At 71.3% G+C, this 14488-nt stretch carries 13 protein-coding genes; 8 read left to right on the plus strand and 5 right to left on the minus strand.

Annotated elements, in window-relative coordinates; genetic code table 11:
- Positions 1 to 109: 109 nt before the first annotated feature.
- Positions 110 to 649 carry a peptide deformylase gene (def, locus tag ACFYR3_RS33280; RefSeq protein ID WP_355838694.1) on the minus strand — a complete coding sequence of 180 codons (540 nt, stop codon included), beginning with the start codon at positions 647 to 649 and terminating at the stop codon, positions 110 to 112.
- A 154-nt stretch (positions 650 to 803) separates the two neighbouring features.
- On the opposite strand from def, the gene ACFYR3_RS33285 reads away from it, so the two are divergent.
- The 7 genes from ACFYR3_RS33285 to ACFYR3_RS33315 all read left to right on the plus strand — a co-directional run bounded on the left by ACFYR3_RS33285 (position 804) and on the right by ACFYR3_RS33315 (position 9390).
- Entirely contained in the window at positions 804 to 2042 is a 1239-nt protein-coding gene (locus tag ACFYR3_RS33285; protein WP_355838691.1) for a MurT ligase domain-containing protein, read from the plus strand.
- 19 nt (positions 2043 to 2061) lie between these two features.
- On the plus strand, positions 2062 to 2790 hold the full coding sequence (locus ACFYR3_RS33290; RefSeq protein WP_356782404.1) for a glutamine amidotransferase: 729 nt from the start codon (positions 2062 to 2064) through the stop codon (positions 2788 to 2790).
- Between the two features lie 271 nt (positions 2791 to 3061).
- On the plus strand, positions 3062 to 4087 hold the full coding sequence (locus ACFYR3_RS33295) for a 6-phosphofructokinase (protein ID WP_355838685.1): 1026 nt from the start codon (positions 3062 to 3064) through the stop codon (positions 4085 to 4087).
- Between the two features lie 137 nt (positions 4088 to 4224).
- Positions 4225 to 5178 (plus strand): cytochrome c oxidase assembly protein, encoded by a 954-nt coding sequence (locus tag ACFYR3_RS33300; protein WP_355838682.1) that lies wholly within the window; start codon positions 4225 to 4227, stop codon positions 5176 to 5178.
- A gap of 227 nt (positions 5179 to 5405) precedes the next feature.
- Positions 5406 to 7028: a DUF6777 domain-containing protein gene (locus ACFYR3_RS33305; RefSeq protein WP_389285640.1), complete on the plus strand. Its 1623-nt coding sequence runs from the start codon at positions 5406 to 5408 to the stop codon at positions 7026 to 7028.
- Positions 7028 to 9139, plus strand: a complete 2112-nt coding sequence (locus ACFYR3_RS33310) for a protein kinase (protein WP_389285642.1) — start codon at positions 7028 to 7030, stop codon at positions 9137 to 9139. Before ACFYR3_RS33305 ends, ACFYR3_RS33310 begins: the two co-directional genes overlap by 1 nt.
- A 92-nt stretch (positions 9140 to 9231) precedes the next feature.
- Entirely contained in the window at positions 9232 to 9390 is a 159-nt protein-coding gene (locus ACFYR3_RS33315; RefSeq protein ID WP_355838673.1) for a hypothetical protein, read from the plus strand.
- 95 nt (positions 9391 to 9485) lie between these two features.
- On the opposite strand, the gene ACFYR3_RS33320 is transcribed toward ACFYR3_RS33315, so the two are convergent.
- The 4 genes from ACFYR3_RS33320 to ACFYR3_RS33335 form a co-directional block, all read right to left on the minus strand.
- Positions 9486 to 10691, minus strand: coding sequence for a histidine kinase (locus ACFYR3_RS33320; protein WP_355838670.1), 1206 nt, complete (start codon positions 10689 to 10691; stop codon positions 9486 to 9488).
- A gap of 292 nt (positions 10692 to 10983) precedes the next feature.
- Positions 10984 to 12753, minus strand: coding sequence for a cation acetate symporter (locus tag ACFYR3_RS33325; RefSeq protein ID WP_355838667.1), 1770 nt, complete (start codon positions 12751 to 12753; stop codon positions 10984 to 10986).
- 3 nt (positions 12754 to 12756) lie between these two features.
- Complete coding sequence (locus ACFYR3_RS33330) at positions 12757 to 13116, minus strand: hypothetical protein (protein WP_389285645.1); 360 nt, start codon at positions 13114 to 13116, stop codon at positions 12757 to 12759.
- Between the two features lie 10 nt (positions 13117 to 13126).
- Entirely contained in the window at positions 13127 to 13882 is a 756-nt protein-coding gene (locus tag ACFYR3_RS33335; RefSeq protein WP_389285647.1) for a LytR/AlgR family response regulator transcription factor, read from the minus strand.
- A 98-nt stretch (positions 13883 to 13980) separates the two neighbouring features.
- On the opposite strand from ACFYR3_RS33335, the gene ACFYR3_RS33340 reads away from it, so the two are divergent.
- Entirely contained in the window at positions 13981 to 14484 is a 504-nt protein-coding gene (locus ACFYR3_RS33340) for an Lrp/AsnC family transcriptional regulator (protein ID WP_355838658.1), read from the plus strand.
- The last annotated feature ends 4 nt before the right edge of the window (positions 14485 to 14488 follow it).

Here is a 14488-nt window from a genome sequence, read left to right on the forward strand (position 1 = left end):
CCCGTCCGACTTCCTGACCAGGGCTCACACGGACGGCCCGTCAGGGGCCTGCCGGGGGCCGGGGGAACGATGCGGCCGGCTGGACACGGCCGGCGGCGCGGGTTCACCCTCAGCCGCTCCAGGAAGCCCGCGCCACCTGACGAAGAAGGCGCCGCCTGCGCCAGCCGGTCAGCCGGTCCGCGTACACCCCGCCGTCGAGGTGGTCGCACTCGTGCTGGAGGCACCGCGCGAACCAGCCGGTGCCGTGCACGGTGACCGGCTCGCCGGTGACCGTGCACCCCTCGACGACCGCGTGGTCGTACCGCTCGGTACCGGCCTCCAGACCGGGCAGCGAGAGACAGCCTTCCGGTCCGCGCAGGACCACACCGTCCGCCTCGACAAGACGGGGGTTCACCACATGTCCGACATGACGGACATCGTCGTCGTCCGGGCAGTCGTACACGAAGACCCTGAAGCCGACGCCGACCTGGTTCGCGGCGAGGCCGACGCCCTCGGCCGCGTACATCGTCGCGAACATGTCCTCGACGAGTCCGGCGAGTTGGGGGCCGAAGTCGGTGACGTCCTCGCAGGCCCGGCGCAGGACGGGGTCGCCGAGCAGGGTGAGGGGCCGGACGTGCCCGTGGGTGCCCGGGATGGAACCGTGTCGCATGGCGGCAAGGGTACGGTCCTGGTAGGCGCGCGCATGTCGCGCCGGCACCGAGGTGGTGCCGCGATTCGGGCCCGTGAGTGGATCTCGATAGGCTGAGCCCCCAACGGTGCCGGGGGCAGGGGCGCGGCGCGTACGCAAGGAGGATCGAGAAACGATGTCAGGCAACTCGGACCCGCTGTCGCCGCGGGCCAAGCTGGCCGTGACGGCGGGCAAGGCGGCGGCGGCCGTCTCGCGGGCCGCCGGACGCGGCAGCGGATCGGTGATCGGCGGCCGGGTGGCTCTCAAGCTCGACCCCGACCTGCTGGCGAGGCTCGCCACGCACCTGGACGTGATCCTGGTGTCGGCGACCAACGGCAAGACCACGACGACCCGGCTGATCGCGGAGGCCCTGGGCGCCGCTGGCCCGGTCGTGTCCAACGCGCTCGGCGCCAACATGCCCGCGGGCATCACCTCGGCGCTGGCCGGGGGGTCGGACGCCAAGTTCGCGGTCATCGAGGTCGACGAGAAGTACCTCGCCGGTGTGGCACGTGACACCGACCCGAAGTGCATCGCGCTGCTGAACCTTTCGCGCGACCAGCTCGACCGGGCCGCCGAGACGCGGATGATGGCCGAGCACTGGCGTGAGGGTCTTGCCGGTTCCAAGGCCGTCGTGGTCGCCAACGCGGACGACCCGCTGGTGGTCTGGGCGGCGTCCTCCTCGCCGAACGTCATGTGGGTGGCGGCCGGCCAGATGTGGAAGGACGACGCCTGGTCCTGCCCGTCCTGCGGCGGTGTGATGCAGCGCCCCGGCGACGACTGGTTCTGCGGCGACTGCGGCTTCCGCCGTCCGAACCCGACCTGGGCGCTGTCCGGGGACCACGTCCTCGACCCGCACGGTTCCGCGTGGCCGATCCACCTCCAGCTGCCGGGCCGCGCCAACAAGGCGAACGCGGCCTCGTCGGCCGCCGTGGCCGCCGTGTTCGGTGTGCCGCCGCAGGTCGCCCTGGAGCGCATGTACCAGGTGCAGGCGGTGGCCGGACGCTACGACGTGGTGCAGTTCATGCAGCGCGACCTGCGTCTGCTGCTCGCCAAGAACCCCGCGGGCTGGCTGGAGACCTTCTCCCTGATCGACCCGCCGCCGACCCCGGTCATCCTGTCGGTGAACGCGCGCGGCGCCGACGGCACCGACACCTCCTGGCTGTGGGACGTCGACTACACCCGCCTGACCGGACACCCCATCTTCGTCCTCGGCGACCGCAAGCTGGACCTCGCCGTACGCCTCGAAGTGGCCAACCAGCAGTTCCAGGTCTGCGAGAACCTCGACCAGGCCGTGCAGCAGGCACCGCCCGGACGCATCGAGGTCATCGCGAACTACACCGCTTTCCAGGACTTGAGGCGTCGTGTCGGCAACTGAGCCACGGAGGACGAAGAGAATGAGTGACAACAGCCTGCGTCTGGTGTGGATCTATCCAGACCTGCTGAGCACCTACGGCGACCAGGGCAACGCCCTCGTCGTGGAGCGCCGGGCCCGTCAGCGCGGCCTCGACGTGGCCCGTGTCGACGTGCGCAGCGACCAGCCGATCCCGACCTCCGGTGACATCTACCTCATCGGGGGCGGCGAGGACCGGCCGCAGCGGCTCGCCGCGGAGCGGCTGCGCCGCGACGGCGGTCTGGAGCGCGCGGTCGGCAACGGCGCGATCGTGTTCTCCGTCTGCGCCGGCTACCAGATCCTCGGGCACGAGTTCATCAACGACCTCGGCCAGCGCGAGCCCGGCCTCGGCCTGCTCGACGTGGTCTCGGTGCGCGGTGAGGGCGAGCGGTGCGTCGGTGACGTCCTCGGGGACATCGACCCGCGGCTCGGTCTGCCCCCGCTGACCGGCTTCGAGAACCACCAGGGCGTCACCCACCTCGGGCCCACCGCCCGCCCGTTCGCGAACGTGCGGCTCGGCAACGGCAACGGGACGGGCGACGGCACGGAGGGCGCGTACAACGACACCGTGTTCGGTACGTACATGCACGGGCCCGTCCTCGCCCGCAATCCGCTGATCGCGGACCTGCTGCTCAAGCTGGCCCTCGACGTGAACGCGCTGCCGCCGATCGACGACCGCTGGTACGAGGCGCTGCGCTCCGAGCGCATCGCGTCCGCCCAGCAGCCCGCGTAGGGCCGGCCCGCCCGGCGGGCCAGAGGAACCGTTCCTCAAGGAGGAACGGTTCCTCTTCGCGTTTCCCGGGAGGAACCCCTCCCGCCTCGGAGAACGGTCCGTCCAGCCCTCTCCGGGGCCCGTCTGAAACCGCATCCGCACAGGTGAGCGGGTGCGTCCAGCAGGCGGACGCACAGTGCGGCCGGGCCCCCTCCCGCCGGTAGGGTGGCGGGGATCCTTGCCGGACAACGTGGTCCGGTCCCCGGACCACGTTGAGAAGGTATTTCGGGCTATGCGCATTGGTGTCCTCACGTCCGGCGGCGACTGCCCCGGCCTGAACGCCGTCATCCGGTCGGTCGTACACCGTGCCGTCGTCGACCACGGCGACGAGGTCATCGGCTTCCGGGACGGCTGGAAGGGTCTCCTGGAGTGCGACTACCTCAAGCTCGACCTCGACGCGGTGAGCGGAATCCTGGCTCGCGGCGGCACCATGCTCGGCTCCTCCCGGGTCCAGCCCGCGCATCTGCGTGACGGTGTGGAGCGGGCCAAGGGTCACGTCGCGGACCTCGGGCTCGACGCGATCATCCCGATCGGCGGTGAGGGCACGCTGAAGGCGGCCCGCCTGCTGTCGGACGGCGGCCTGCCCATCGTCGGCGTGCCGAAGACCATCGACAACGACATCGCGGTCACGGACGTCACCTTCGGCTTCGACACGGCAGTCGGTGTCGCGACCGAGGCCCTCGACCGGCTGAAGACCACCGCCGAGTCCCACCAGCGCGTGCTGATCGTGGAGGTCATGGGCCGCCACACCGGCTGGATCGCGCTGCACTCCGGCATGGCCGCGGGCGCCCACGCCATCGTCGTACCGGAGCGGCCCTTCGACATCGAGGAGCTGGCCGCGCGGGTCGGCGAACGGTTCGAGGCGGGCAAGCGGTTCGCCATCGTCGTCGCCGCCGAGGGCGCGAAGCCCCGCGAGGGCTCGATGCAGTACGACGAGGGCGGCAAGGACGTCTACGGCCACGAGCGCTTCGCGGGCATCGCCCGGCAGCTCTCGATCGAGCTGGAGGAGCGGCTCGGCAAGGAGGCCCGGCCGGTCATCCTCGGGCACGTGCAGCGAGGCGGTACTCCGACGGCGTACGACCGGGTGCTCGCGACCCGGTTCGGGTGGCACGCCGTGGAGGCCGTGCACCGCGGCGAGTTCGGGAAGATGACCGCGCTGCGCGGGACCGACATCGTGATGGTGTCGCTCGCGGAGGCGGTGGAGACCCTGAAGACGGTTCCGGACGAGCGGTACGCCGAGGCGGAGTGCGTGCTCTGAGACGTACGCAGGCGGAACTGCCCCCGGTCGCAGCGGCGGCCGGGGGCAGTTCTACTCTGGTGCGGACAGACAGCGCACAACCTCCCCCACTGCCTTAAAAGGGCCTGGGAGGTACCCCCAGAAACAGGAGCCGGCGGATGGATCACAGCGGGCACGGCATGACCATGGATCTGCCGCCGTTCACGCTGGGGCGGGGGCTCGAATGGTCCGCGGACCCGTTCTTCCTCGTCGCGTGCCTGCTCGGGCTCGGGCTGTACGGCTGGGGAGTCGTGCGGCTGGCGCGACGCGGCGACGCCTGGTCGTGGGGCCGTACGGCCTCCTTCGTCGTCGGCGTACTGACCGTACTGTTCATCACCTGCACCCGGCTGAACGACTACGGCATGGTCATGTTCAGCGTGCACATGGTCCAGCACATGGTGATCAGCATGCTGTCGCCGATCCTGATCCTGCTGGGGGCGCCGATCACGCTGGCGCTGCGCGCGCTGCCGGTGGCGGCGAAGCGGGGCAGCAAGGGGCCGCGTGAACTGCTGCTGATGTTCCTGCACAGCCGGTACATGCGGATCATCACCCACCCGGCGTTCACCATCCCGCTGTTCATCGCGAGCCTGTACGCGCTGTACTTCTCCCCCGTCTTCGACTTCCTGATGGGCTCCACCACGGGCCACATCGTGATGATGTGCCACTTCCTCGCCGTCGGCCTCGTCTTCTTCTGGCCGATCATGGGCGTGGACCCGGGCCCGCACCGCCCGGGTTATCTGATGCGGATGCTGGAGCTGTTCGCGGGCATGCCGTTCCACGCCTTCTTCGGCATCGCGCTGATGATGGCCTCGCAGCCGATGGTCGAGTCGTACAAGAATCCCCCGGCCTCCCTCGGCATCGACGCGCTCGCCGACCAGACCGCCGCGGGCGGTATCGCCTGGGCGTTCAGCGAGATCCCCTCCGTGCTCGTCCTGCTCGCGCTGCTCTTCCAGTGGTACAGCTCCGAGCAGCGGCAGGCCAAGCGCCAGGACCGGGCCGCGGACCGGGACGGTGACAAGGAACTCGAGGCCTACAACGCCTATCTGGCCTCACTCAACGCACGCGGTCGCTGAATCAACCAGGTCATTCGTGCCTGTGTGAAAGGCATTTCCATTCAGTAGCATGGAGGCGAAGCTCCGCGTCCGGTCTTCGGTTCGCGGGGTCCAGGGGGAAACCGCGAGGGGGAGCGGTCATGACATTTCGCGCGTCCATGCGAAGGGCCGGATTATCGGCGGCCCGCCGGACGGCTTTGCTGCTGGTTTCCGTACTGGTAATCAGCGGGTGCGGTAAATCCGATCAATTGTTCGCCATACGTGCCGTGGCCGCGGGGATTTCGCAGGCCAATCCCTTCTTCAAGGAGGACGGCACACTCGGCAAGGACACCTCCGACACACCGCGGGCCCGGCCGATCGGCGGGGTGCAGGCCAGCAACAGCCCGGGACTGTACGGCGGCACACCCGGGGGAAAGCCCGGAGATGAAACCGGCGGCCACAACAGGACCGGTGGGCAGGGCGGGAACCACGGCACACCGGGACCGAACGGCTCCGGTAAACCCTCCCCGGACTTCGGCGGCTCCGCACAGCCCGGCACCTGCGTTGTCGGGAAGCTCAAGAAATTCCTCACCGACCCCAAGAACTCCGCCAGGGCGCGGGAATGGGCACGCGTCCTGAATATCCGGCCGAACGAGATCTCCGGATATATCGATCGACTCACACCCGTTGTACTGCGTCACGACACCCTCGTGACGAATCACGAGTACAAGCACGGCAAAGCCGTCCCATTCGACGCCTTGCTCCAGGCCGGAATCGCCATTCTGGTAGACCGCCAGGGGCTGCCCGCGGTGAAGTGCTCCTGCGGTAATCCGCTGCGGCCGTCCGAGGTGAACATCAAAAGGGCCTCGGTGGGGTTCAAGGGCGGAAACAGGAAATGGTCCGGCTACCGGCAGGACCAGATCGTCGTCGTCGAGCCGCCGCCCGGGAAGGCGCCCATCGACCGGCTCCGGCTGGTGGACGTCGAGAACCCCGACCGGGGGATCGCCCGCCCGCTCGGCACGCAGGGCGAGGACGACAAACCCTTCGACCCGCACGCGGAGACGACCGTTCCGCAGATCACGGGCCTGACGTTCGCCGAGGCGAGCGGACGGCTGGCGAAGGCGGGGCTGGCCCTCTCCTACGGCGGCAGCTCCTTGCCGCCGGACGACGCCCCGGTCACGTCTTCCCAGCCCGTCGAGGGCAGTGCCCTGGAGTGGGGCAGCCAGGTGACGCTGTTCGTGTCCGACCCGGGCAACGGCGGGGGCCCGGACACCCCCACGGACACCGGCGGGCTGACACCGAGCCCGGACCGGTCCAGCACGGAACCCGGGGAAACCAGCACGGGTGCCTCCACGGGCGAATCCACCACAGGCGGGACCAGCTCGGGCGAGACCAGCACCGGCCACACCACCGCGGGCGAGACCACTACGGGAGCCGGCGCAGGCGAGACCAGCACGGGCCAAACCACCACCGGTGCCACGACGGGCGAGACAGAAACGAGTCGAACCACCTCCGGGGAATCCACAACAGGCGCCACCGAAGGCAGTACCACTGCAGGTGCCACCACCCCAGGCCAGGCCACCACCGGCCAGGCCACTACCGGCGAGACAACTACAGGTGCGACCACTACCGGCGAGACAACTACAGGTGCGACCACTACCGGCGAGACAACTACAGGTGCGACCACTTCCGGTGCGACCGCAGGTCAAACCACGCCAGGGCAAACCGGAGGCAATACCACAACGGGCAGCACCACAACGGGCAGCGGCGCCACGGCGGGCGAGACCACCACAGGCACCGGCGACACAGGTACCGGCGACTCCGGCTCGGTCGCCTCCGGCGGCGTCGGTGACTCGGTCGGGCCGACCTCCTCCGTGGGGGGAAGGACCTGATGGCGCCGGGGTCACCGCAGTCAGGGGTGGGCCGGATCATCGCCGGCCGGTATCTGCTCGTGGACCAGGTCGGGTCGGGCGGGATGGGGCACGTGTGGCTCGCGCACGATCAGCGGCTCGACTGCGAGGTCGCGCTCAAGGAGATCAGGTTCCGCGACGTCCCGGAGAGCGGCGCGGAGCACGAAGCACGGATAGCGCGGGCCCGCGCCGAGGCCCGGCACGCGGCGGTGCTGCGAGGGCACCCGCACGTCGTGACGGTCCACGACGTCCTGGAGCACGAGGGCCTGCCATGGATCGTGATGGAGTACGTGGCGGGTGCGGAGGATCTGCGCGACCGGCTCGCCCGGCGCGGCCCGCTCGCCCCCGACGCATGTGCCCGTATCGGCATCGCGGTCCTCGACGCTCTGACCGCCGGGCACGAGCGCGGCATCATGCACCGGGACGTGAAGCCGGCCAACATCCTGCTCGCCCCGGACCGCACCGGGAACCCGGGAGCCCGCATCCTGCTCACCGACTACGGGATATCGGTCCAGCCCGACTCCCTGGAGACCCGCTGGACCCAGACGTCCGCGCTGGTGGGCACGGCCGGCTATCTGGCCCCGGAGCGGGCGACGGGGGGTCCGCCGACCGCTGCGGCCGACCTGTTCTCGCTGGGCTGCACCCTGTACTTCGGGGTGGAGGGCCACGGACCCTTCGACCGGGACACCGATCTCGCGGCGATCACCGCCGTGGTCCTGGAGGAGGCCCCGCCGCCCGGGCGGGCCGGCGCCCTGCGGCCGGTCGTCGAGGGGCTGCTGGTCAAGGATCCCGCCCGGCGACTCTCCGCCGAGGACACCGCGTCGGCGCTGGCCCGGATCCTCACGCCGCAGCCCCATCCGCCGACCCGTCTCGACCCGGGCTCGCAGCCACCGTGGTCGGGGCTCGTCACGTCCGACGGGTCTCCGGGTGTGTCCGGCCCGGCGGCAGACCGGAGCCGGGCCCTGCCGGGCGCGTACCCGGCGGCGGAGGGCGCCACCGGGTACGGCCCGGCCCAGGGCCAGGACCGGGGTCCGGCCGTACCCGGTGGTCACTCCCCCACCACCCCCGGCGCGGGCCCGCACCCGGCGACGACCGAGGAACCGGGCCCCTACGCGCCCACCGGCCATGCCCGGGGCGCCTACACACCGCTTCCGCCGCCGGGGTTCGACGGTCCGGCGCCGGGCGGACAGCGGCCGGAACACGGGCAGGGCTTCGGACCGCCCCGGCACGGAGCCCCGCCGGCCTCGGTCCCCGGGCCCCCGGGACGGCGACGGCGAAAACCGCCGCGCGCCCTGCGAGCCGTGGCCGCCGTGCTGCTCGCGCTCGGTCTGGCGGCCGGTCTGGTCTGGTACGCGGGGGCGCACCGGGCGGCCCGGCTTCCGTACGGCGACACGGTCGGGCTCGTCGAACCGCTGCACCAGCGCGACTGCGTCTTCGGTGAGCCCTCCCTGTGGAGGACCGCCACCGTGCCACGACTGAGGCTGGATCGCAGCTGTCACGACGAGAGCCCCGACGCGCAGGTCATGGCGGTGTACAAGGCACCCTCGTTCGACGCGGCCCGCCGTGACGGCTCGCGCCGGTGCGAGGAGCAGACCAAGGACACCGCCCGCAAGCTCGCCTGGAACGTCAAGAGCATGGCCGTCGTGCCCACCCGGGACGGCTTCGGTACCACCGGAGGCACCGTCGCCTGTCTGCTCGCGGGCCTGCACGGCCCGGTGTTCGGGCCGCTCGGGGAGCTGCGTCGGTACGGGATGACGTTCGCGGACGCGACCCAGATGCAGTTGGGCGACTGTCTGGGCCATGTCGGCGGCGACCACCGGGTGAGCACGCACTTCGAACTCGTCGCCTGCGACAAGGACCCGGTGGGAAAGGTCGTCGAGATCACCGACCTCCACGCCTACCGGCCAGGGAAGGACCCGTTGGAGCAGGCGAACGACCAGTGTGCGGTCGACGCGCCACCGGAACGGTACGGCTACGACGCGGCCACGCACTGGAGTCATGGTGTGCGCAGTACGGGTGTGTGGGCCCGGCCGTACCACCTGGTGGTCTGCTTCATCGAGGCGGGGCACCGGCCGCTGCGAGGGGCCCAGTAGTCCGCGCGGCCCTGGCGATCCGCCCCCCTCCGGGTGAAAATGGCCAAAGGCCACGGCCCGCGTCGCGGACCCGCCTCGAGGAGGGTGTTGCGATGCCCGGTTCGACGAAGACGATGGGGGTGCTCACCGTGGGCGGGCTCGTCATGGTGACGGCCTACACGGTGGCGCTGGGCAGTAACGGCTGGCTGTGGTTCGGCTGGGTCGTGCTCGGTCTGATCACTCTGGGGATGGTGGTCTCCCGCAGCGCCTGACCTCGGCCCGCCACCGTGAACGCGCGCGTTTCGGGGCACCGCCCGCAGGCTCCGGCCAACGGTCTCCCCCGGTCCCGGCCCGCCGGCCGCGCCGGTCACGGTCGGGGGCGCCGTGCCGCCGAGTGCACGCCCGGCTGGTATTTGGGGAGCCGGGCGGTGATCTTCATTCCCGCTCCCACCGCGGTCTCGATGACGAGGCCGTGATCGTCGCCGTACACCTGGCGCAGCCGTTCGTCGACGTTGGAGAGCCCTATGCCCCCGGAGGGGCTGACCTCTCCGGACAGGATGCGGCGCAGCCGGTCGGGGTCCATGCCGATGCCGTTGTCCTCGATGACGACGAGCGCCTCGGCGCCGGCGTCCTGCGCCGTGATGCTGATGTGGCTCTTGTCGGTCTTGCCCTCGAGTCCGTGTTTGACGGCGTTCTCCACGAGGGGCTGGAGACAGAGGAACGGCAGCGCGACCGGCAGGACCTCGGGCGCGATCTGCAGGGTGACGGACAGCCGTTCGCCGAAGCGGGCCCGGACGAGCGCCAAGTAGTGGTCGATGGCGTGGAGTTCGTCGGCCAGGGTGGTGAAGTCGCCGTGCCTGCGGAACGAGTAGCGGGTGAAGTCGGCGAACTCCAGCAGGAGTTCGCGGGCGCGCTCCGGGTCGGTGCGGACGAACGAGGCGATCACGGCGAGCGAGTTGAAGATGAAGTGCGGGGATATCTGGGCACGAAGGGCCTTGATCTCGGCCTCGATCAGCCGCGTTCGGGACTGGTCGAGGTCGGCCAACTCCAGTTGGACGGAGACCCAGCGCGCGACCTCGCCCGCCGCGCGTACGAGGACCGCGGACTCGCGGGGTGCGCAGGCGACGAGCGCTCCGTGCACCCGTTCGTCGACGGTGAGCGGCGCGACGACGGCCCAGCGCAGGGGGCAGTCGGGTTCGTCGCAGGTCAGCCGGAAGGCCTCACCGCGGCCGGTTTCCAGCGGCCCGCCGAGGCGTTCCATGATCTCGGTGCGGTGGTGGGCCCCGACTCCGTCCCAGGCGAGGACGGTCTCCTGGTCGGTGAGGCACAGCGCGTCCGTGCCGAGCAGCGTGCGCAGCCGCCGGGCGGACCGGCGGGCCGTCTCCTCGGTGAGTCCGGCGCGCAGCGGGGGCGCGGCCAGCGAGGCGGTGTGCAGGGTCTGGAAGGTGGCGTGCTCGACCGGGGTGCCGAGTCCGCCGAGGCTCTCGGGCCGCGCGGTGCGCCTGCCGAGCCAGAACCCGGCCGCCAGCAACGGAAGCACGGCGACACACAGCCCTGCGATGAACCCGCTCACCCGCCCACCACCCCACCAGCGGGCCCGCACCCGTGCGACCACCGATCCGACAGCACCCCCCGCGAAAACCCCTCACCTCGCGCCCCCACCATCACCCCACCCACAAGGCCGCACCCGCGCAACGGTCCCGGCGACCACCGGTCCCGCCCCGTCCCCGGCCAGGAGCGCTCACCTCGCGGCCCGGTCACCATCCCACCCGCGAGGCCGCACCCGCGGGACCGCCCCCGCGACCGCCGGTCCTTCGAGACCCCTGGCCAAGACCCCTCGTCTCGCGGCCTGTTGGCCGAGGCCCTCACAGTTCGGACTCCTTCGCGCCCGCTGCCGCGCTCGCTGTTCCGCTGACCGCCGCGCGGACCTGGCCGTCCGTGAGTTCCTCCGGGAGGTGGAAGCGGGCGAGGATGGCCGCCGTCCCGGCGGGTACGCGGCCGGCGGTGGCCAGGGAGACCAGCACCATGGTCACGAAGCCGAGCGGCACCGACCAGAGCGCCGGCCAGGCGAGCAGCGCGTGCAGGGACCCCGTCGTCCCCGGATAGCCGGCCATGGTCGCGCCGACGGCGACGAGTGCCGCGCCGCCTCCACCGAGCATCCCGGCGGCCGCCCCCGGCGGGGTGAGCCGCCGCCACCAGATGCCCAGCACCAGCAGCGGGCAGAAGGAGGACGCGGACACGGCGAACGCGAGCCCCACCGCGTCGGCGACGGGCAGCCCGCCCACCAGCACGCTCGCGGCGAGCGGCACCGCCATCGCCAGGACGGTCCCGAGCCGGAAGTGCCGTACGCCGCGGGAGGGCAGCACGTCCTGGGTCAGCACACCCGCGACGGCCATGGTCAGTCCGGACGCCGTCGACAGGAACGCGGCGAAGGCGCCGCCCGCGACGAGCGCCCCTAGGAGGTCCCCGCCGGTTCCGCCGATCATCCGGTCGGGCAGCAGGAGTACGGCGGCGTCCGCGTCACCGGTGAGGCTGAGTTCGGGGGCGTACATCCGGCCCAGCACTCCGTAGACGGGCGGGAGGAGGTAGAAGGCGCCGATCAGGCCGAGGACGGCGACGGTGGTGCGGCGGGCGGCGACTCCGTGCGGGCTGGTGTAGAAGCGGACGACGACGTGGGGCAGGCCCATCGTGCCGAGGAAGGTGGCGAGGATCAGCCCGTAGGTGGCGTACAGCGGACGTTCCTCGCGCCCGGCGGCCAGGGACGTCGACATGGCGCTGTTGCTGCCGCGGTCGGCCGCCGGGACCGGGTCGCCCCGGTCGAAGGTCAGCCGGGTGCCGCTCTCGATGTGGTGGGCGCCCTGCGGGAGCCGGACGCGCGCGTCCGCGTACCGGCGGCCGTCGACGATGCCCGTAGCGGTGACGGTGAGCGGCCGGGACAGCTTCAGGTCGAGCGTGGAGTCGACCTGGACGAGGCGCTGTTCGCGAAAGGTCGGCGGTTCGTCGAAGGCCTCGCGGGGGGCGCCGTGGGACTGCCAGGCGAGGACCAGGAAGACCGCGGGGACGAGCAGGGCGGTGAGCTTGAGCCAGTACTGGAAGGCCTGGACGAAGGTGATGCTGCGCATGCCGCCCGCGGCGACCGTGGCCACCACGACGACGGCGACGAGTACCCCGCCGAACCAGTCGGGTGCGTCGGTCAGCACCGCCAACGTCAGCCCCGCCCCCTGGAGTTGGGGCAGCAGATAGAGCCAGCCGACGCCGACGACGAATGCCCCGGCGAGCCGTCTGACGGCCTGGGAGCCGAGCCGAGCCTCCGCGAAGTCGGGCAGCGTATAGGCGCCGGAGCGGCGCAGCGGTGCCGCGACGAAGAGGAGCAGGACGAGATAGCCGGCGGCGTAACCGACCGGGTACCAGAGCATGTCGGGCCCTTGGACGAGCACCAGACCCGCGATGCCGAGGAAGGAGGCGGCGGAGAGGTACTCGCCGCTGATCGCGGCCGCGTTGAGGCGGGGTCCGACGGTCCGTGAGGCGACGTAGAAGTCGGAGGTGGTCCGGGAGATGCGCAGCCCGAAAGCGCCGACCAGGACGGTCGCGACGACGACGAGGGCGACGGCGGGAACGGAGTAGTTCTCGTTCACGGTTCAGCGGTCCTCGACCAGGCGCACGAAGTCCTTCTCGTTGCGCTCCGCCCGCCGTACGTACCAGCGGGCGAGCAGCACCAGCGGCGGGTACAGGCAGAAGCCGAGGACGGCCCATTCCAGGGTCGCGCCGTCCGGCATCGCCGCGAAGACAAGTGGCAGCGGTCCGACGAGCAGCACCAGGACGGCCAACGTCACACTGGCCGCGTGGAATTGACTGCGCATCAGGGACCGGACGTAGGTGTGGCCGAGTGTGGTCTGTTCGTCGATCTCGGTCCTCGGCCGGTAGTAGCCGGATGTCCGGAGAGTGCGCCGGGGCATTCCGGTGACGACCACGCGGCGTTCGGTGGGGTCCTGCGGCACTGGGCGCTCCTCAGCTGGTGGTCCGGCGCAGCAGCAGATCGCGCAGTTGGCGGGCGTGCCGGCGGCTGACCTGGAGTTCGACGGAGTCGACGAGGACGCTCACCGTGCCCGCGTCCAGACGGAGTTCGCCGATGTGGCGCAGCGCGACGAGGTGGCGCCGGTGGATGCGGACGAAGCCGCGGGAGCGCCAGCGCTCCTCGAGGTTGGACAGTGGGATGCGTACCAGGTGGCTGCCCTGCGCGGTGTGCAGCCGGGCGTAGTCGCCGTGGGCCTCGACGTGGGTGATGTCCTCGACGGCCACGAAGCGGGTCACTCCGCCGAGTTCGACGGATATGTGGTCGGGGTCGGGCTCGTGGACGGGTATCAGGGGTGCGGTGTCCCGCAGTTGGACGGCCCGCCGGACCGCCTCGGCGAGCCGTTCGCGGCGTACGGGCTTCAGGACGTAGTCGACGGCCTTGAGGTCGAAGGCCTGCACGGCGAAACCCTCGTGGGCGGTCACGAACACGACGAGCGGCGGCTGCGCGAACCCGCCGAGCAGCCGGGCCAGGTCGAGCCCGTCCAGGCCGGGCATGTGGATGTCGAGGAAGACGACGTCGATCGCCTCGGGTCCGCCGGGTCCGGACTTCAGGGCCCGGTTGATCCGGCGCAGCGCCTCGGTCGCGTCGCTCGCGCCCTCGGCGCTGCCGACCCGGGGATCGGCGTTCAGCAGATACAGAAGTTCCTCGAGGGACGGTTGTTCGTCGTCGACGGCGAGCACGCGCAGCATGAGAGTGGAGTGTAGGAGCGATCGGCATGGCTGGACATGTGCGGGACACGGCCGTTGTCCCCGGCCGGGTGGCGGTTGTCGCTGGATACAGTGCGCCCATGAACAGCAAGCCCGCGATGTTCGACGAGCTCGACCGCAAGATCATCACGGCTCTGATGGCCAATGCCAGGACGAGCTTCGCGGAGATCGGCGCGGCGGTCGGACTGTCCGCGACGGCGGTCAAGCGCCGTGTCGACCGGCTGCGCGAGACGGGCGTGATCACCGGGTTCACGGCCACGGTGAAGCCCGCGGCGCTCGGCTGGCGCACGGAGGCGTACGTCGAGGTGTACTGCGAGGGCGCGGCGCCGCCCCGGCGGCTCGCGGAGGTGGTGCGCAACCATCCGGAGATCACCGCGGCGATGACGGTGACCGGGGGCGCGGACGCGCTGCTGCATGTGCGGGCCGTCGACGTGGAGCACTTCGAGGAGATCCTGGAGCGCATCCGGGTGGAACCGTTCATCCGGAAGACGATCAGCTACATGGTGCTGTCCCATCTGCTGCCCGAGGCTCCGGAGGCCGGGGCGACATACGCGGCCCCGGACGACGCAGGAAACGTGCGCTGACCCG

The organism is Streptomyces sp. NPDC005784 (assembly GCF_042871525.1).
Classification (GTDB): domain Bacteria; phylum Actinomycetota; class Actinomycetes; order Streptomycetales; family Streptomycetaceae; genus Streptomyces.